Below are 18,206 nucleotides of genomic sequence, written 5' to 3'. Positions count from 1 at the left end.
CAGGAAGCCGATGCCGAAATTGCGATAGAGGTCGGAGGTGAAGAGGGGCATGTTTCTTATCTTTCTTGCGTCTTGCCCATGTGGATACGCGACCGGCGATTTCCACCGGCTTAATAAAATCTGCAAGTTTGATGAACGCGCGGCGAAGCGAGCGTCCGGCCCGGCAAAGCGAGCCGTCAGTGCCGGAAGTGGCGCATCCCGGTGAAGACCATCGCCAGATCATGCTCGTCGGCGGCGGCGATCACTTCCTCGTCGCGGATCGATCCGCCCGGTTGGATGATCGCGGTCGCGCCCGCTTCCGCTGCCGCCAGCAAGCCATCGGCGAAGGGGAAGAACGCGTCCGAAGCGACCGCGCTGCCTTTGGTGCGCGGTTCGGCCCAGTCGTAGGTTTCCGCTGCTTCCTTCGCCTTCATCGCGGCGATGCGGCTGGAATCGCGGCGGTTCATCTGGCCTGCGCCGATCCCGGCGGTCGCGCCGTTCTTGGCATAGACGATGGCGTTCGACTTGACGTGGCGCGCCACGGTCCAGGCGAACAGGCAGTCCTTCAGCTCCTGCTCGCTCGGCTGGCGCTTGGTGACGATCTTGAGATCCTCTTCCGAAATCGCACCATTGTCGCGCGTCTGTACCAGCAGCCCGCCCGCGATCACCACCTGCGTCACGCCTGGGCGGCGCGGATCGGGGAGGCCATCGGTGATGAGGAGGCGCAGATTCTTCTTTTTCGCAAAGGCTGCGCGCGCCGCATCGTCCGCGCCGGGCGCGACCACGACTTCGGTGAAGATCTGGCAGATCGCTTCGGCGGTCGGGCCATCCAAAGGCACGTTGGTCGCCACGATCCCGCCGAACGCCGAAACGCTGTCGCAATGGAGCGCGTCGGTCCACGCATCGAGCAAATTCTTGCGCTGCGCCACGCCGCAGGGGTTGGCGTGCTTGACGATCACGACGGCCGGATCGCCGCCCGCAAACTCGGCCGCCAGCTCCAGCGCCGCATTGGCGTCGTTGTAATTGTTGTAGCTAAGCTCCTTGCCCTGGACCTGTTCGGCCTGGGGCAGACCCTTGGCGACGACGCGCTGGGGAACATACAGCGCGGCCTTCTGGTGCGGGTTCTCGCCATAACGCAATTCGCCCGCGAGACTGCTCGCCATGGCGCGCCTGGCCGGGAACATCTCGCCCTGATCGGCATAGGCGAACCATTGCGATATCGCCGCGTCGTAGGCGGCGGTCGCGGCAAAGGCCTTGGCCGCCATGCGCTTGCGGAAATCGGTGCCGGTCGCGCCGTCCTGCGTTTCCAGCTCTTCGATCAGCGTGTCGTAATCGGCGGGATCGGTCAGGATGGTCACAAAGCGGTGATTCTTCGCGGCGGAGCGCACCATGCTCGGCCCGCCGATATCGATGTTCTCTATCACCTCGTCCCGCTCCGCACCCTTGGCCACGGTCGCTTCGAAGGGATAGAGATTGACCACGACGAGATCGATCGCACCGATCCCGTGCTCGTCCATTGCGGCGGCGTGATCGGCATCGTCGCGCACTGCGAGGAGGCCGCCATGCACCTTGGGATGCAGCGTCTTCACGCGCCCGTCCATCATCTCAGGAAAGCCGGTGATTTCGGACACGTCCTTCACCTCGAGCCCCGCATCGCGCAGCGTCTTCGCCGTGCCACCGGTCGACACCAGTTCGACGCCGCGCGCCGCGAGGGCCTTGCCCAGTTCCGCCAATCCGCTCTTGTCGGACACCGAAAACAGCGCCCGTTTGATTGTCACGTCCGTCACAAAATCTATCCCATTTTCTTGAGCAGCCAGGGGAACGATCCCCCGCCGCGCGAGGTCAGACCCTCGATCACCAATTGCTGGATCGGCTGCGGGCGGCCTTCGCCATCGACCCACAGGCTCTCCTCAATACCCAGCTCGCCTTCGACACCGCCGAGGCGCAATTGCCAATAGCTCCCATCGGGCAGAGCGAGCCCGGCGCCGCGCCGGTCCTCGGCCAGCCGCAATTCGATATGCGGGCCGATATGGAAGCGGATCGCAAAGCCGATCTTCCCGCGCTGGCCGCGCTTCTTTGCGGGTTCGAGAATATCCTCGCCGCGCAATTCGCCGCCATCGCTCGACAGCATCAGGATGCGACGATGGATCAGGCCGAAGCGCGAGGCATAGCCGTCATGGCTCGCCTCCAGCCGTTCTGCCTTGCGCTTGCCGCTTTCGACCATGCTGCGCGTGACATCGACTTCTTCCACGCCCTTGCCGATCTGGCCCTTGATCAGGATCGCCGTGCTGTTGGCATCGTCCAGCACCAGCGTCGAATGGGCCGCGGTGGCGCGCAGGCCCTGTTCGATCCGCACCGGCACTTGCCCGCCCGCCAGCTCCGCCCCGCCGCAATTGACCACGATGCGCTGGTCGCCATGCGAGAATTCGAACGCGAGCGTGGAGGCGCAGCCGAAGCGGGCGTGGCGCGGGCGCGGCGGCGGCGCGGCGTCGAACTGGAGCACGCTGCGGCCCGCGCTGGCCATCTGATAGCCCCAATGGCTGGTATCCCTTGCGGGTCGGGCGCGCACGCCGCTCGCCGCGATCAGCGCCTCTATGGTGGCGGCGGGCGTTGCCGCCGCGCCCTGCCACGATCCCAGCCCGCCATCCCCATGCCGCAGCGTGAGGAGCGGCGGCACCAGCAGGCCGAGCATCGTCTCGATAGCGCGCGGCGGCGCACGGCCGACCGCATTATAACAGGCAGCCAAATCGACAAGCAGCGCGATCGCGTCCATCTGCGCCAGCGGGCTGCGCGACAACACGCCGCCATCGTCGCTCACCGCCTCGCCCAAAGCGCGCAGCATGCCCGCCTCGCCATAGACGCGCCGCGCGCGCCCATCGGGCAGCAGCAGACCGGCGGCCACGATCGCGCACCAGCCGGTCAGCGCGCCGAAGCAATCCTCCGCCGATTCGACATGACGATCCAGCCAGCGTGCGGTCTGCGCCATCGCTTCGAGCAATCGGGGGCGCAGCGCCGGTCGATCGCCCACCAGCACGTTCGGCGCGTGGATCAGCCAGGCCATCAGGCGCTGGCCCGCACGCTCAACCGTCCAGGCCGGGCCCTTGGTGCCTTCGGGATTGGCATCGAGCCAGGCGCCAAGCACACGCTCCGCCACCGCAACGCAATGCTCGCGCGGAGCGCAGGCGGATAGGTCGCGCAGCCAGGAAAAGCCGTGAACGCTGCGCGCGAAAGGCGGCGTCAGGCGCGCACCGGGGCCAAAATCCATCTGCGCGATCGGAGCGCGCACGCCATTGACGAGGAAATGGCCCGCCCTGAGCGCCATGCCCGCCCCGCGATCGCCAAGGCCGTTCTCGCCCGATAGTGGGCTGTCCACCGTCGCCAGAAGGCGCGGCTTCGATGGTTTGCGCAAGGGGGAGGCGAGAAGCGAGGGCGACATGCCGACGCGGTAAGCCCACCGCAGGATCGCATCGAGCGGCCCGGTGCGCGGCACGGAGAAATCGGCCAGCGCAAGCGCCCGGCTCGATTCGAGCGGAGCGGTATCGGCGACGGGTTCGCGCTCCACAGGATCGGCACCGGCCAGCGCATGCGGCTCGTCATCGGCGACATCGTCGAAGGGAAAGGCGCTCTGTTCGCGCTCCATTGTGGGAGCCTTCTCGCGCAACGAGTCGGATGCCGCATCGTCCGGCCCGGCTCGCCGCATTTTCAGCGAGCCGTCACTCACGCCGCCTCGCCCCCGGCGGCCTTCAGCGCGGCGATATTCTCGGCATAGCACTCGGCCCCGCCCTTGAACGTTGCCGATCCGGCGACGAGCACATCCGCCCCCGCCTCGACGCACAGCCGCGCGGTCTCGGCGTTGACGCCTCCATCGACCTCCAGCCGGATATCCCGCCCGGTCCTGTCGATGCGATCGCGAATCGCCGAAATCTTGGCCAGCTGCGAATGGATGAAGCTTTGCCCGCCGAAGCCGGGATTGACGCTCATCACCAGAACCAGGTCGACGAGGTCCATCAGATTGTCGAGCACTTCGACCGGCGTGCCCGGATTGAGCACGACGCCCGCTTTCTTCCCCAGCCCGCGAATCGCCTGGAGCGTGCGGTGGATATGGGGCCCCGCCTCCGGGTGGACGGTGATGATATCCGCCCCGGCCTCGGCAAACGCTTCCAGATACGGATCGATCGGCGCGATCATCAGATGGACGTCGAACGGCTTGTCGGTGTGCGACCGCAAGGCTTTGACCACTGCCGGGCCGATCGTGATATTGGGGACGTAATGCCCGTCCATCACGTCGACATGGATCCAGTCCGCGCCCGCAGCGTCGATCGCGCGCACCTCCTCGCCCAGCCGTGCGAAATCGGCGGAAAGGATGGAGGGGGAAATGAGCGGCGCGGCCATGGCGAACTCGACAGACGGTGTTTGATCGATCCGGCGACCCGGCCGATGGGCCGATTACGCCGGATACGCGGGCGTGCGCGCTCGATAGGGGGGCAAGACGGCAAACGACAAGCGTTAGGCCTCACCTTATCCACCGAACAGCACCCCCCGCAAGAGGGGTGTTCGCGGGCAAATTCAGCCCTAATTAAGCGCCGGAAGACTATTGCCGGGCCATATCCAGCGCATAACCGGTCTCGTACCGCTCTTCCGAGCGACCGGCGCGCGCGACATGAACGGACAGAAAATACCATGGCTTTACCCAAATCGACCAAGCTTTCGGCCCTCTGTGGCGCCGGCGCTGTCGCGCTGATGGCGCTCGGTTCGGCAACGCCCGCGATGGCGCAATATGCGCAGGAATTGCGCCACGATCCGGCGCGCTGCAATGCGGGCTCCGCCGTGTGGGTCAACATAACCGGCATCAAGCCCGGCGGCGGCACGATGCGCATCCAGTCCTATCGCGCGACGAAGGACGACTGGCTCGAATCGGGCCGCTGGCTGAACCGGATCGAATTGCCTGCGCGCGCCGGTTCGATGCGCGTCTGCATGCCGCTGCCCGCATCGGGCCATTACGGCATCGCCGTGCGGCACGACGTCAACAATAACGGCAAGACCGACCTGTCGACCGATGGTGGAGCGATGTCGAACAACCCGTCGCTCAACATCTGGAATCTCGGCAAGCCGAGCTACAAGAAGGTCGGCTTCGATGTAGGGCGCGGTGTCGAATCGATTTCGATCACCATGCGCTACCGCTGAGGCGCGCCGCTATCCGGTGCGTTTTTTGCGCCGCGCACGCCACAATTCGTAAGCCGCGCCGGGCATCGCCAGTAAAGGGTGACGCGCGCGGAAGGGCGTGACTTCGAGCGCGATGCCGGTGTGCCGCTCCAGCTTCCACGCGCCATAGGCCGCCGCATTGTCGAAAGTGGTGGTGGCCTTGGCGAGCCGAAGAATGTTGAGCGGCTTGCCGAGCCGCCTGCGCGTGGTCCACCAGCGGAGAATGCGGCGCCGTTCCGCGGCCTCGACATGCGGGACGAGCTCATCGCCCGACCGCTCGAACGCAATGCCCGCAGCCTCCCAGGCGAGCGGCAGCAGGCCGTGGAAATGCGCTTCGTTCGCAGCGAGGATCGAATCCTCCCGGCCCGGCGGCTCGACCCGGAATTCGGCCGCATAGGTCTCGCGGAAAAGCGCTTTCCAATAGGTGTTCGCTGGCCCTTTTGCCGGGCCGAGCGCCGCGGCGAGCGTTCCTGCAGTCACGGCGGCACTCGCTACCGCCTCGACGACTTGCCCGCGCACACCCTCATCCCTGGCCCAGACCAGCGCGCTCGGCTGGACGAATCGCGCCCAGATCGTGGTGTCGCGGGATCGGCCTGCGGCGGCCTTCGCGAATTGTTCGAGCGACAGTGTCGCCGTCTTCGCGCGCAAAACCATGCCTTCGATCTCACGCTCGTGATAGCCGACGCGCGGCCAGATCCTTTCCTGCTGTCGGCCCGGCAGAAGCAGATAGAAATCCAGCACTCCGTCGAGCGATCCGGTCCGCAGGTTCGACCCGTAGAACAGCACGACATCGGCCCCGGCTTCACGGGCGAGCGCCTGTGCGAACCCGGCCACTTCGCCGCGCACATCCGCCGCAAGGCTTGCCGCGACCCGCCCATGGAGCGTGTCGCTCACGCGCTTACAAAGGTCAGTTCGGGCCCTTGGGCGACTCTGTAGCGCCCGGCGGGAAAGGCCTCTCCGTCCAGAATGAACTGATCGCCGATCTCGAATTCGAACGCCTCGACATCGCGCTGGTGATAGCCCCCGCGCTCCAGCCAGCCGGGCCGCCAGCCCGCCAGGATCAACGGAAGGCTGGCCATCATCCGCCGCCGCGCCCGGTCGAGCACGGCGAGTTTAAGCCCGCTGCGCTTCGTGCCGAACATCTTCAGACCCAGCGGCATGCGGTGCAGGGTCGATGCCATCAGGATCATCCGCCGCGAGGGATCGCCATGGCCCGAATGCGCCAATTTCTCGCCTCCGGGGAATAGCCGGACCGTCATCTCGACTCCACGCCGCCAGGGATTGTCGTTCGCCCCGAACATCCCCTGCACCACGCCCCAAGCGCTTGTCATGCCGACGGCGAGACTGTCGAACAGGCCCATCGAATGCGCGTCCTGCCCAGCGCGCACGCCCAGCGTAAAGGCGCCTGCGCCCAGAATGAACCCGCGTACCGGCAGGCGCTCGCTCTCACCCGTCAGCGCGCTGATGTCGAGCGGGCGGCGCGTGACCCGACTGCCGGTCTCGAAGGCGTCGATGGCTTCGGCCAGCGACCAATTCGCCGGAGCGCCGATATCGACATTGAGCGCGTTGGTCTTGCCCTTGGGCAGCACGGCAAGCACCGGCCAATCGTCGCCGAACACTTCTGCACCGCATGTCAGCACGTCGCGCACCGTACCGTCGCCGCCGCTAATGATCAGGTAATCGATGCCGTTCTTGGCGAAATCTTCGAGGACGGAGGATATCTGGCCGCGCTTTTCCGGCGTCGCCAGCATCACGCGCTCGCGATCGCCCAGCGCCAGATCCTGCCCTTTGTTGCGGTGGCTGCGCGGATTGTAGATCACGCCGACACGCGGGGCGCTCGCGTTCGCCTTGTCCGGTCCACGCGGAGCACGCCCGATCGCAGCCGCGCCTGGCCGATCTGCGTCCGGCCTGTCGCCGAATTCGTGGATGGAGCTGCTCATCGAACCGTTCGTGCCTGAAACCCGCCGCGACAGACCCGATTTCGCGCCCAATTGCAATGCCGCGCCCGCATCCGGCCCCCGAGATCGCCCCCGAGATCGGCTGCCGATGACGATCTACCGGGCTAGGCTCAGAGACGCTCCGGCGGATCGCACCGCTGCAAGATCGGGATAACCGTTCACGGCCATCAGGAGGTCGGCCTCCGCCAGGATGGAATTCAGCACATGCGCCGCGCCCGCATCTCCGCCGATCGCCAGGCCGTATGTGTAGGGGCGACCGATGCCGACCGCCGTCGCTCCAAGCGCGATGGCCTTGACCACATCGGTTCCGGAGCGGATGCCGCTATCGAACAGCACCGGCGTATCGCCTGCGCCCTCGACCACGTCGGGAAGCATGTCGATCGCGGCGATACCGCCATTCGCCTGCCTGCCACCGTGATTGGAGCAATAGATCGCATCGACCCCGTGATCGGCGGCCTTCCTCGCATCCTCCCCATGGCAGATACCCTTCAGCACGATCGGCAGATCGGTCAGGCCTCTGAACCATGCGATGTCGTCCCAGGTCAGCACCTTGCCGAACACCTTCGTCCACATCGCGATGGCGGCCGCAGGATCGTCTTCGGGCGGGCGGTCGAGAAGGCTGCGAAAGACCGGATCGCTGAAATAGTTTTGCAGAACCTTGCCGCGCAGCTGAGGGAAACTGGCCGAATTGAGATCGCGGGGGCGCCAGCCGGTCACCCATGTATCGAGAGTGACGACGATCGCGCGATAGCCTGCGTCCTTCGCACGCGTGAGCAGGCTGGCCGTCAGATCCTCGTTCTTGGGGGTGTAGAGCTGGAAGAAACCGGGCACGTCACCGGCCGCCGCGCAAACCTCTTCCATCGGGCTGTTCGAAAGGGTCGAGGCGCAGAATGGCACGCCGGTAGCGGCCGAAGCGCGTGCGGCGGCCAGATCGCCTCTGCGATCCTGCGTCACTTCGCCGTTCAAACCGATCGGAGCCATGAAGATCGGCGATGGCAGCTTCAGGCCGAACAGGTCGATCGACAGATCGCGCTCGGAACAATCGACCAGCATGCGCGGCACCATGCCCCAATGGCGAAACGCCTCCGCATTGCGATCCTGCGTGTATTCGTCGCCGCAGCCGCCCTGCACGTAATTCAGCAGCGAAGGGGAAAGCGCCTTTTGCGCGCGAGCCTCCAGCGTAGCGAAATCGACCGGATAATCGGGTAGAACACCTCTGAGGCCGGCATTGTAGATGGCATTCTGCATATCGCCGTAATGGGCCATGAGCCTCCCCTTCCTCGCTGCAAGCTTTTGTCCGCCCGCCATTCTTCAAGGCTAGCGGGAACCAGCAGCCTTACCAAGCCCCGACAAAATCGATGGCCGTAGGATCACTACAGTTGCAAATGAGAATGACTCGCACTAGCAGGCGGTCAGATTTCATTCAGGGAGCTCATTTTGAAACCGCTTTTCCTCGTATCGACGGCAATTTTCGCGCTTGCCTCCGCATCGTCCGTTGCAGCCCAGGATCAATCTGCCCAGACTGGCGATCCCGACGACGACGCCGATCAGCAAACGATCATCGTTACGGGTAGGCTGACCGATTTCGGGGCCACCAAATCGGATACTCCGATCGTCGAGACCGCCCGGTCCATTTCGATCGAGACGGAACAGGATTTCGAAGAAAAAGGAGCCCAGTCGCTGGACGATGCGCTGACCTATTCGGCCGGCGTTACGGCCGAACCGTTCGGCTTTTCCACCCGTGGCGATTTTGCGCAGGTGCGCGGGCTCGATGCACCCGAATATCGCGACAATCTGCAATACCTGTTCGGGTTCTACAACACGACCCGGCAGGACATCTACACGCTGGAGCAGGTGGAAGTGCTGAAAGGCCCCTCCTCGGTTCTCTACGGCGCGGGTTCGCCTGGCGGTATCATCAATGTGGTCACCAAGCGCCCGCATGGCGTAACCAAGGGCGAGCTACGCTTCGATTACGGCAGCTTCGATCGCAAGCAGATCGCGACCGATATCAATATTGCGGTGCCCGGTGCTGAGGATCAGGCGCAGTTCCGGTTCGTGGGTATCCTGCGCGATGCCGATAGCCAGATCGATGAGGTCAATGACGACAAGCTCGTCATCGCGCCTGCGCTCACCCTGCGCCCCGCAACCGGTACCGAGTTCACGATCCTCGCCAATTATTCCGAACAGCGGTCCGACACCGCGCATCAGTTCCTGCCGGTTACGGGGACGCTGTTCCCTTCCGCCAGCGGACAGAAAATCGATCCTTACGACTATCACGGTGCGCCCGGCTTCAACGCCTACGATACGGACAGCTTCGCGCTGACACTTCTTCTCGAACAGCGCCTGAGCGATGCGTTCTCTTTCGAGGCCGTCGGTCGCTTCGTCGATTCGCAGGCGGATTATCGGCAAGCCTGGATAGCCTTCCAGGGCAATGGCGTCCCTCGCATAGACGCGAATGGCGACGGCGCCTGGACCTATTACCTCGCGGACAATCGCAGCGAACAGCTCGCGGTGGATGCCCGCCTGCGCGGCGAATTCTCCACCGGCCCGATCCGGCATGAAATGCTTGTCGGCGTCCAGCGCCAGGACGTGTTCACCGATTCCGACACTGCCTATATCTTCAATGGCGGCACGCTGAACGCCTTCGACCCGCAGTACCGCAATGTGCTCAGCGTGGACGAGGTCCGCCAATTCCAGCGCAACAGGCCCCGCAATTACGTCGATTCGACCGGTTTCTACATTTCGGATCAGCTGAACTGGGGCTCGCTCGTCGCCAATGCGGGCGTCAGGTTCGACAGCGTCGAAAATCGGGTGGAGAACGGCACCACGCAAGAGGACGACGCCACCAGCCTCAGCTTCGGCCTGCTGTGGCGCGGCCCCGCGGGCATTTCTCCCTATGTGAGCTATGCCGAAAGCTTCGAACCGGTCGTCGGCATCGATACCTTTACGAACCGGCAATTGCTGCCGCAGGAAGGGCGCCAATACGAAGCGGGTATCAAATGGCAGCCCCCCGGCATCAACACCCTCGTCACGCTGTCGGGTTTCGATATCGAAGTGTCCAACCTGCCGAACCCTGCTTCGCTGTTGGGCGGCAACAGCCAGCAGGAAGGGATATCCAAGGTTCGCGGAATCGAGTTCGAAGGCAATGCGCTGATCGGCGGGCTCAGGCTGGATGCCAATGCGAGCTATCTCGACGCAGAGGATCCGAACGGTTTCGCCCTGACTTCGATTGCAGATTGGCAGGCCTCGCTATTCGCCCTTTATAATTTCGATGGCGCGCTGGACGGCCTCAGCCTGGGCGGCGGTATCCGCTATGTCGCCGGAAACGAGAGCAACGGCATTTCGGCGCTCGACGGCACTCTGCTGACGTATCGGACGGATGGGCGGACAGTGGGCGATCTGTCGCTCGGCTACGAATTCGACCGGTTCGCGTTTCGTCTGACTGCGCGCAATGTCACCAATGAAGAGTATTTCGCGGTCTGCCTCGTGCGGGGGGACTGCTTTCCCGGCGAGAAGCGCAGCATAAACGGCTCGCTGAGCGTCAGCTTCTGATGGGAAGCGATGCCCTGCTCTGGATGGCGGCTGCGCTGGCAATCGCCGGCGTAGCCGTCCTGCGCCTGTCCTGGGAACGGCCTGCCCGTTCGAGAGCGTGGAACATCGCCGGTTGGGGCGCACTGTTGGCCGCGGTTCTCGCAGGCGACGCCGCTGCGGGAGAGTGGGGGATCGCCGCCACCGTGCTCGTCATCATGTTCGCCGCATTCGTCGTGCTCGCTTTTGCGGCGGCCAAGCCGGCACGCAAAGGGAGGGCGACAAAGGGGCGGGCGAAAATCGCCAGGACCAGCCCCCGGACTATCGAAGAGACCGCCCCCGAACGGCGATCGGGCTTGGTCACCTTCGCGCTTGCCGGGCCGATTTCATTGGCCGCGAGCGTGCTGCTGGCGCTCGCCGTGAGAGCCATGGTCCTGATGGCCGGAGGCGCGGAGGCGGATGGCAATGTCGCCGTCCTCGCAACCGTTCCGATCGCCTGGCCCATCCTCTCCTTCGCGCTGCTGATGATGTCGCGGCGCATAAGGCAATGCGCCTTGGTGATGGGCGTTGCCGCCGTTTCGGCACCCTTCCTCCTGCTCCAGAACGGTACGGTATGACCATCGCACTATCCAAACAGACCGTTCGCAAGGCGATCTCGGCGCATTCGGCGCTGGGCCTGATCTGCTGCGCACTGCTCTATCTGATCTGCGCCACCGGCACCGCGATCGTCCTGTACGAAGAGTGGCAAAGGCTCGAACAGCACGACGCGCCTGAAATGACCGCCATCGCACCTGCCAGCGTTCAGCGCGGTATCGAGAACGTGCTCGCCGCCGAAAGCGATCGCCCGACCACCACGCATCTCTACGTCCATCTGCCAACCCGGGATCTGCCGCGCGCCACGATCACCACCGATACGCAAGCGGTGCATATCGACCGGAGCGGCGCCATCGCGATGCCGGAAGAAAACGCCTGGGCCGAGTTTCTGTTGGCACTGCATTATCGCCTCAATCTGCCCGCAGTGATCGGAATGTCGCTCGTGGGACTTTTCGGCGCCATGCTGGTCGCGCTCACCATCTCCGGTATTGTCGCCCACCCGCGCATCTTCCGCGACGCCTTCCGGCTTCGTGCGCGCAGGGCGGACGCTGTCGCCACGCTCGACTGGCACAACCGGCTGGCAGTGTGGACCATTCCCTTCGCTCTGGCGATTGCGCTCACAGGAGCGATGATCGGACTGTTCTACATTTCGGGGGTCGGTCTTGCGTCGAGCGGCTATGGTGGCGACAGCGAAGCGGCGCTTGCTCCGGTATTCGGCGCCGAGCCCGAAGGCGATCCTGCGCCCGCGCCGATCGCGGACGTCACGCCTGCACTCGCCTTCATGGAGCGCGAATTCCCGCAGACCATTCCCTATTACGTGATCCTGCACGATCCGGGCACTGCGGGCCAGCACGTCCAGATTATCGCCGAACATCCCCGGCGCCTGATCTTCGGCGAATACTATGCCTTTTCCGGCAAGGGCGAGTTTCGCGGCACCGTCGGCCTGGCGGATGGGACGGTGGGGCAACAATTGGCCGCGTCCACCTATAATCTCCATTTCGGCAATTACGGCGGGCTGCCGGTCAAGATCGCTTACATTCTCTTCGGCCTGGCGATGACGGTGGTGGTCGCGACCGGCACGTTCATCTGGCTCGACAAGCGCGAACGGGCCGCAAGGCCATCGGAACTTCTTCGCGCGGCGTGGTGGGGCTTTGTAGTCGGAGTACCCGCCGGAGTCGCTGCGACGCTGTTGTCGCGCCTGGCCATGGGAAATGGAGCGCCGTTCGTCGCGATCTTCTGGGCAGTTTGCCTGCTCGCACTTGCGCTGAACCTGCTGCGCTTCAAACGAAGGGGAGGCGTCCTGAAAGGATATATCAGGGTTCCGACTGCATGAACAATCAGCCGCAAACGTCCAAACCATCGAATGAAGCTGGCGCACCCGACAGGATTCGAACCTGTGGCCTCTGCCTTCGGAGGGCAGCGCTCTATCCAGCTGAGCTACGGGTGCCGAGCGGCGGGCCTCTAGCAAAGGCGGGGGCTGGGCGCCAGAGGCTTCGTGCCCTGGCCGCCGATCGGCCCCGGCGAATCAGCTCTTAGGAATTCGGTAAGCCTGTTCGCGCTACTCTTTCGTCCATGTCCGCGATCAATCACGAATTCGATCTGGCCGGAGCGACCATGCTTCCGCCGCTTGGCGCCGCCCCCGATGGCGGAGCCGACACCGCGCGTGCCGAATTGCTCGCCGCGCGGTGGGAAGCGGTGCACGCGGCGGCCGATGCCGTTGCCGAACTCGCGCAGCTTGGCCACGAAAGCTTCGATCCCGCCATCGCGCAATTCCCGGCGCGGGCATCGCAAGTGGCGGGGTGGCGCGGCGAAGAGATCGCGACCGGGATCGAGGATCTGGCCTACGTCATGCAGACCGGCCTGCGCGCGCTGATCGTGGCGGCAGGAACCGGGGCCGACACAACGCCTGCGGCCCTGACCCTGTGGCGCGAATTCCATGGCGCGCGGGCTGCGATCCTGGCCGTGCTGGAGCCCGACCGGCTGGCGGCATAGCCTCACGCGCGCTTGACCTGGTTCGCATTTTGTTCCAGCCAAAGCGCCATGCCCGAATCAGCCGCCCTCGCCCGATCGCCGGAGCGCTCGAACACCCCGCTCGACGATTCAGCCGATGCTCCGATCGCGCGCGATGTGTGCCGCGGGATCATGCGGCTGTTTGCGCGCAACGGCATCTGGTGCCTGCCCGAAATGCCGCTGCGCAACGGGCGGCGCGCCGATCTGATGGGTGTCGATGCGAAAGGCCGGGTCGTGATCGTGGAGGTCAAGGTGCAGCGCGGCGATCTGCTCGGCGATGGGAAATGGCCCGACTATCTCGACCATTGCGACCGGTTCTTCTGGGGTGTCCCGCCGGGCCTCGATCGCAGCCCGCTCGACAGCGAGGATTATCGACCCGATTGCTGCGGCGTGATCGTGGCGGATGGCTACGATGCGGAAATCCTGCGGCCCGCGCCGCTCAATCCGCTGGCCGCAGCGCGGCGCAAGGTGGAGATCGAGCGCTTGTCGCGCACGGCGCTGCGGCGCCTCACCGTTGCCGCCGATCCCGAATGCGCACCGTGGGGAACCGGCGACATCGCCTGACGAATCGGCGCAAGCCCTTCTCGTTACGGCAGGATTGCGGCATAGCGGCGCCGTGACGTCGCTCGCCATCCTCCTCTCCGTCCTTTCGATGACCGCGATCGTCGCTGTGCGCTATTTCGCGTCGAGCGGCCTGTTCGCCTGGATCAGCGCGCGGCGGGTGCCGGGCATCCACGACCGGCTCGGCCCGCAGATGCGGCGCGAGATCGGCTGGTCGCTGGTATCGGCGGCCGTTTTCGGCATACCAGCGGGCCTGGTCGCCTGGGGCTGGCAGGAGCGGGGATGGACGCGCATCTACGAGGACTGGAGCGCCTATCCGCTCTGGTACGCGCCAGTTTCGGTGCTGCTTTACCTCTTCGCGCACGACACCTGGTTCTACTGGACCCACCGCTGGATGCACCGCCCCAAGGTGTTTCGAAAGATGCACGCGGTCCACCATGCAAGCCGCCCGCCCACCGCCTGGGCGGCGATGAGCTTCCACCCTTACGAGGCGCTGACCGGGGCCGTGGTGATCCCGGCGCTGGTCTTCCTCATCCCGATCCATGTCGCGATGCTGGGCGTGGTGCTCGGCGTGATGACGGTGATGGGCGTGACCAACCATATGGGGTGGGAGATGTTTCCGCGCCGTCTGGTTCATTCGAAATTAGGCGGGTGGCTGATAACGGCGAGCCATCACCAGCGTCATCATGAAGAGTATCGATGCAATTACGGACTGTATTTTCGCTTCTGGGATCGCTTGTGCGGGACCGATCGGGGCCTGAGTCCCAACGCATGACGGCGCGGAGCGGCCTTAGACTGGCGGCGCTTCCGCTGGCGGCATGTCTCGTGGCGGGTGCGGCGCCGCAGGCGACGGCGGACACGGGCACCACCGTCACGCTTGCGATCAGCGATCTGCGCAATGCGAAGGGCGTGGTGAGAGCCTGCATGACTCGCGATCCGGCGCGCTTTCCCAAATGCCGCGGCGATGCGCATGCCTATAGCGCGATCGTGGACGCGCATGGCGGCACGGTCACCGTGCGTTTCGCCGATGTCATACCGGGCCGTTATGCCGTGGCGCTGCTCCATGACGAGAACGCGAACGGCAAGGCCGATCGGGCGCTGGGCATGATGCCCAAGGAGGGATTCGGCTTCTCGCGCGATGCGAAAGTGCAGATGGGCCCGCCGGTTTTCGACGATGCGGCGGTCCAGATCGATCGCGCGCCGCGCACTCTGCCGATCAAGATGCGGTATATGCTCTGAAGCGACACGGGCCGACGCTTTCGCCCCCGGCATGTTTAATCGTATCTTTACCACGCACGCGCCACAAGCGGACCCTGATTTGCAATGGAATTGGGGCGGTACCGGCGATGGACAGGCTTGGCGGCGAATTCGGCGCGCATGACGGGGGCTTCGAACCCGATCGGCACAGCGATCCGCTCGCCGATCCCTTCGATCTCGACGACGAGAGCGCCTACGAAGACGACGACAGCGACGATTTCGGGCCGCCCAGCCCGGTCGGACAGGACGAGCGCCGCATGCAGGTGCGCGCCTACAATCTCTGGGCGAGCCAGCTTGGCGACAACGCCTTTCCCTCGATCGACACGCTCGACCCCGAATCGATCGAGGATTTCGGCCCCTATTCGGTGCTGCTCGATTTCTCCGACGGGCTGGACGATCCGGTGCTGCGCCATATCGGAGCGGAACTGGCCAAGGAATGTAGCGCCGATGACGCAATGGCGCGCCTGTCGGACGTGCCCAGCCGATCGCTGCTGAGCCGGATTACCGATCATTACATGCAGATCCTCGCGAACCAGGCCCCCATCGGGTTCGAGGCGGAGTTTCTGAACGAGCGTGGCAACACCGCGCTTTATCGCGGTATCCTGCTTCCCTATTCAAGCGAGCCGGACGACAATCGCGCCACGGGCGAGCCTGCGAAGATCGACTTCATCTACGGCGTCATCAATTGGAAGGAACTCGCCGACCAGGCGATGGCCGACGAATTGCTGCTGGAAATCGGCCAGGCCCTGGAAGGGGTTTCTCTGCCGAACGAAGCGCCCGACGACGTGCTCGAACTGGGCACTTTTGCCCCGAGCCAAGACGAGAGCGAAGACGAACCCGACGCCGCGGTGGATATGCTTCCTCGCCCATCCTTCGGCACCGCTTCGCCAGATCGGCCCGCCCGCATCAAGCGCCCTGCTCTGCCCACACCCGATTACGCGGCAGAAGCGGAAAACGAGCCGGATCCGTCCGGCGAAGAGGCTGAAAGCGACGACAGTGAAAGCTGGGCGATAGGCGAGCGCGCAAGCGATTACGGCTTGGCCGAGGAATGGGACGAACCCGATTACGAGGATGTCGACGATGTCGTCGATCCGCTGGCCGACGATGGCGTCGGTCTAGGCCTCGCCTCGCTGGTGTCGCGCGGCACGCGGCGCGCGAGCGAAGTGATCATGCCGTCCCAGAACACCATGGGCGACTTCCCCGAGCCTTCCGCGGCGCCGATCCCCCAGGCCTACGAGCCCGAACCGGTGGTCGAGCCGTTCGAAGAGGCGGCGCCCGTCGAGCTGGACCACAGCGAACCTGAAGGCCTTTACGACTGCCTCGCCGAAGCGCGCGACCTGGCCCATGCCGCACAGTCGAGCGAAGACCGCAGCCGGACCGCCCTCTACAACGCTGTCGGGCGCGCCTACGATTTCAGCCTGGAAGCGCAATCGGATCCCGAAGGCTTTGCCGAAATCATCGCCGATAACGGCCTGACCGTGCAGGATCGCGCGCCGATGACTCCGGTGGTCAAACTGGTCTTCGGCGCCGATTACGACAAGACCCGCCTGACCGAATATGCCGCAGTGCTGTCGCATGCCCATCGCACCAAGCTTGCACGCGGCTCGCTCGCCCGATTCCTCATGGAAGCCGAAGGCGGGCTCAAGGGCGTGGTGCGCGAAGAACGCCGCCTGCGCCGCGAAGAAGCGGGCAAGCCCGCGCTGGACGCGCCTGCGGTGCGCGCGGAGCTGGCGGAAATCCTCCGCCGGATGGACCCGATCGATCTGGCCGACCTCGCGCCCGACGGCCCGGAATTCGCGCTCGTCGTGATCCGCAGGGACGAGACCGGGACGCTCGATGTGATCGGGGAAGTGCCCGAGGATATCGCGCTGATCGAGCGCGCTGCGCGCAAGCTCGCCTGACGGCGCTCTTCGCGAAACTCGAAGGCGCGAAGACTTAACAGCGCTGGCGCAGGCCGCTAGCGCCGCCTCATGCCCATCGCTCCGTTTCGCGCGCCTCCGATCCGCATCCAGCCCTATTTCGGCTTTCGCAATCGCGACCGCCTGACGATTTCATGCCGCGCCCTTCGTTCGGGCAAGCGCGACGCAAGTGCGCGGTTCCGGGCCAGCGGGCGCTGGCAGGCCTTTCGCACCATGATCGCCCAGTTCGCTTCGCGCGAAGTGGCGGACGTGACGGTCGAGCTGGAACTGCGCCACGCCGACGGACGAAATCACCGCCATCGCGCCCTGACCGACGATGAGGGCTATGCCCATTTCGACATCGCGCTCGATCCGCCCGCCGACCTGTCCGAAACCACGGTGTGGGAGGTGGTCACTTTTCACTGGGACAATCGCGAGGGCGGACAGGCGGTGGACGGGCATGTGCTCGTTCCCGGGCGCGATGCTGCGCTGGGCGTCATCAGCGATATCGACGATACGGTGATCGAAACCGGCATTAGCGGCAATCTGCGCGCCATCGCCCGCAACTGGCGGCGCGTCCTGATGCAGATGCCCGACGAGCGCCTGCTCGTACCCCAGGCGGACGTGTTCTACACGGCATTGGGCGGCGGCGCGGTTCTGATGGAAGGGGACGGTTCGGCGGGCGAGCGCCTGCCCGCGACGCACCATCCCTTCTTCTATGTCAGCTCCAGCCCCTGGAACCTGTTTTCCTATCTCGTCGCCTTCATGAAGAGCCGCAAATTGCCGCTCGGCCCGCTGATGCTGCGCGATTGGGGGCTGAACCGCGAAACCTTCGGATCGGGCAGCCATGGCGCGCATAAGACGGAAGCGATCCACCGGATCATCGAAACCTATCCCGATATGCGCTTCGCTCTGATCGGTGACGATACGCAGGGCGATCTCGTGGCTTTCGCCAAGGTCGTGGCCGACCATCCCGGTCGCATTCGCGCGGTCTTCATCCGCCGCGCGGGCGATCCCTTCACGCCCGAAGAGCGCGAGGCGAAGGCGACGATCGAATCGGCGAACGTGCCGTTGTGGCTCGGCGACGATTACGAGACCGGCCACCAGTTTCTCGGCTCGATCGGGCTGTCGCAGGACGGCGAGGCGGAAGAGATCGTTCGCATGGTGGACCGGACCGGAAAAGGCGATACGGTCGCGGCGGAAGAGGGGGCGATATGAG

The 18,206-nt window shown here is 65.0% G+C and carries 16 protein-coding genes and 1 tRNA gene; 10 read left to right on the top strand and 7 right to left on the bottom strand.

Annotated features, from left to right (window positions below):
• Positions 1-176: 176 nt before the first annotated feature.
• The 3 genes from purH to rpe all read right to left on the bottom strand — a co-directional run bounded on the left by purH (position 177) and on the right by rpe (position 4,371).
• Complete coding sequence (purH, locus tag A3736_RS11355) at positions 177-1,766, bottom strand: bifunctional phosphoribosylaminoimidazolecarboxamide formyltransferase/IMP cyclohydrolase (protein ID WP_067683043.1); 1,590 nt, start codon at positions 1,764-1,766, stop codon at positions 177-179.
• Positions 1,767-1,771: 5 nt separating this feature from the next.
• Positions 1,772-3,619, bottom strand: a complete 1,848-nt coding sequence (locus A3736_RS11350; RefSeq protein WP_067683041.1) for a heparinase II/III family protein — start codon at positions 3,617-3,619, stop codon at positions 1,772-1,774.
• Positions 3,620-3,696: 77 nt separating this feature from the next.
• Positions 3,697-4,371, bottom strand: a complete 675-nt coding sequence (rpe, locus tag A3736_RS11345; RefSeq protein ID WP_067683038.1) for a ribulose-phosphate 3-epimerase — start codon at positions 4,369-4,371, stop codon at positions 3,697-3,699.
• 288 nt (positions 4,372-4,659) lie between these two features.
• Between rpe and A3736_RS11340 the strand changes: the two genes are divergently transcribed.
• Positions 4,660-5,163 (top strand): DUF2141 domain-containing protein, encoded by a 504-nt coding sequence (locus A3736_RS11340; RefSeq protein WP_067683036.1) that lies wholly within the window; start codon positions 4,660-4,662, stop codon positions 5,161-5,163.
• Positions 5,164-5,172: 9 nt separating this feature from the next.
• Here the strand turns inward: A3736_RS11340 and A3736_RS11335 are convergent, their stop codons facing one another.
• From A3736_RS11335 to A3736_RS11325, 3 genes are all read right to left on the bottom strand, one after another.
• Positions 5,173-6,075, bottom strand: a complete 903-nt coding sequence (locus tag A3736_RS11335) for a hypothetical protein (protein ID WP_067683034.1) — start codon at positions 6,073-6,075, stop codon at positions 5,173-5,175.
• Positions 6,072-7,121, bottom strand: coding sequence for a diacylglycerol kinase family protein (locus A3736_RS11330; protein ID WP_067683032.1), 1,050 nt, complete (start codon positions 7,119-7,121; stop codon positions 6,072-6,074). Before A3736_RS11330 ends, A3736_RS11335 begins: the two co-directional genes overlap by 4 nt.
• 114 nt (positions 7,122-7,235) lie before the next feature.
• Positions 7,236-8,405, bottom strand: a complete 1,170-nt coding sequence (locus tag A3736_RS11325; RefSeq protein WP_067683029.1) for an alpha-hydroxy-acid oxidizing protein — start codon at positions 8,403-8,405, stop codon at positions 7,236-7,238.
• 171 nt (positions 8,406-8,576) lie between these two features.
• Here A3736_RS11325 and A3736_RS11320 point away from each other — a divergent pair, with 171 nt between their 5' ends.
• The 3 genes from A3736_RS11320 to A3736_RS11310 are packed head-to-tail and all read left to right on the top strand — an operon-like array spanning position 8,577 to position 12,594.
• Positions 8,577-10,691 (top strand): TonB-dependent siderophore receptor, encoded by a 2,115-nt coding sequence (locus A3736_RS11320; protein ID WP_067683027.1) that lies wholly within the window; start codon positions 8,577-8,579, stop codon positions 10,689-10,691.
• Positions 10,691-11,284, top strand: a complete 594-nt coding sequence (locus A3736_RS11315; protein ID WP_067683025.1) for a hypothetical protein — start codon at positions 10,691-10,693, stop codon at positions 11,282-11,284. Before A3736_RS11320 ends, A3736_RS11315 begins: the two co-directional genes overlap by 1 nt.
• A complete protein-coding gene (locus A3736_RS11310; RefSeq protein WP_067683023.1) occupies positions 11,281-12,594 on the top strand; it encodes a PepSY domain-containing protein in 1,314 nt (437 codons plus the stop codon). The genes A3736_RS11315 and A3736_RS11310 overlap by 4 nt, the downstream gene beginning before the upstream one ends.
• A gap of 37 nt (positions 12,595-12,631) precedes the next feature.
• Here the strand turns inward: A3736_RS11310 and A3736_RS11305 are convergent.
• Positions 12,632-12,708: transfer RNA gene (locus A3736_RS11305), tRNA-Arg, on the bottom strand.
• 125 nt (positions 12,709-12,833) lie between these two features.
• On the opposite strand from A3736_RS11305, the gene A3736_RS11300 reads away from it, so the two are divergent.
• From A3736_RS11300 to A3736_RS11275, 6 genes are all read left to right on the top strand, one after another.
• Entirely contained in the window at positions 12,834-13,253 is a 420-nt protein-coding gene (locus tag A3736_RS11300; RefSeq protein WP_082851454.1) for a hypothetical protein, read from the top strand.
• Positions 13,254-13,301: 48 nt separating this feature from the next.
• Positions 13,302-13,835 (top strand): MmcB family DNA repair protein, encoded by a 534-nt coding sequence (locus A3736_RS11295; protein ID WP_067683020.1) that lies wholly within the window; start codon positions 13,302-13,304, stop codon positions 13,833-13,835.
• A gap of 88 nt (positions 13,836-13,923) precedes the next feature.
• A complete protein-coding gene (locus A3736_RS11290) occupies positions 13,924-14,607 on the top strand; it encodes a sterol desaturase family protein (RefSeq protein WP_067683149.1) in 684 nt (227 codons plus the stop codon).
• Positions 14,604-15,071 (top strand): DUF2141 domain-containing protein, encoded by a 468-nt coding sequence (locus tag A3736_RS11285; protein WP_067683018.1) that lies wholly within the window; start codon positions 14,604-14,606, stop codon positions 15,069-15,071. The genes A3736_RS11290 and A3736_RS11285 overlap by 4 nt, the downstream gene beginning before the upstream one ends.
• A 107-nt stretch (positions 15,072-15,178) precedes the next feature.
• Entirely contained in the window at positions 15,179-16,990 is a 1,812-nt protein-coding gene (locus A3736_RS18280) for a hypothetical protein (protein WP_067683016.1), read from the top strand.
• A 69-nt stretch (positions 16,991-17,059) separates the two neighbouring features.
• Entirely contained in the window at positions 17,060-18,205 is a 1,146-nt protein-coding gene (locus A3736_RS11275) for an App1 family protein (protein ID WP_067683014.1), read from the top strand.
• Position 18,206: the final 1 nt, after the last annotated feature.

Origin of the sequence: Erythrobacter sp. HI0063, from assembly GCF_001635685.1 — a bacterium.
In the GTDB taxonomy this organism is placed as follows: Bacteria; Pseudomonadota; Alphaproteobacteria; order Sphingomonadales; family Sphingomonadaceae; genus Qipengyuania.
This window is presented reverse-complemented; position numbering and strand designations above follow the sequence as displayed.

What these genes read in the sequence shown, in the direction of transcription:
- A3736_RS11350 (WP_067683041.1), bottom strand. Translation starts at nt 3,619, where the DNA reads ATGGAGCGCGAACAGAGCGCCTTTCCCTTCGACGATGTCGCCGATGAC.
- rpe (WP_067683038.1), bottom strand. Translation starts at nt 4,371, where the DNA reads ATGGCCGCGCCGCTCATTTCCCCCTCCATCCTTTCCGCCGATTTCGCA.
- A3736_RS11340 (WP_067683036.1), top strand. Translation starts at nt 4,660, where the DNA reads ATGGCTTTACCCAAATCGACCAAGCTTTCGGCCCTCTGTGGCGCCGGC.
- A3736_RS11330 (WP_067683032.1), bottom strand. Translation starts at nt 7,121, where the DNA reads ATGAGCAGCTCCATCCACGAATTCGGCGACAGGCCGGACGCAGATCGG.
- A3736_RS11325 (WP_067683029.1), bottom strand. Translation starts at nt 8,405, where the DNA reads ATGGCCCATTACGGCGATATGCAGAATGCCATCTACAATGCCGGCCTC.
- A3736_RS11315 (WP_067683025.1), top strand. Translation starts at nt 10,691, where the DNA reads ATGGGAAGCGATGCCCTGCTCTGGATGGCGGCTGCGCTGGCAATCGCC.
- A3736_RS11310 (WP_067683023.1), top strand. Translation starts at nt 11,281, where the DNA reads ATGACCATCGCACTATCCAAACAGACCGTTCGCAAGGCGATCTCGGCG.
- A3736_RS11300 (WP_082851454.1), top strand. Translation starts at nt 12,834, where the DNA reads ATGTCCGCGATCAATCACGAATTCGATCTGGCCGGAGCGACCATGCTT.
- A3736_RS11295 (WP_067683020.1), top strand. Translation starts at nt 13,302, where the DNA reads ATGCCCGAATCAGCCGCCCTCGCCCGATCGCCGGAGCGCTCGAACACC.
- A3736_RS11290 (WP_067683149.1), top strand. Translation starts at nt 13,924, where the DNA reads ATGACCGCGATCGTCGCTGTGCGCTATTTCGCGTCGAGCGGCCTGTTC.
- A3736_RS11285 (WP_067683018.1), top strand. Translation starts at nt 14,604, where the DNA reads ATGACGGCGCGGAGCGGCCTTAGACTGGCGGCGCTTCCGCTGGCGGCA.
- A3736_RS18280 (WP_067683016.1), top strand. Translation starts at nt 15,179, where the DNA reads ATGGACAGGCTTGGCGGCGAATTCGGCGCGCATGACGGGGGCTTCGAA.
- A3736_RS11275 (WP_067683014.1), top strand. Translation starts at nt 17,060, where the DNA reads ATGCCCATCGCTCCGTTTCGCGCGCCTCCGATCCGCATCCAGCCCTAT.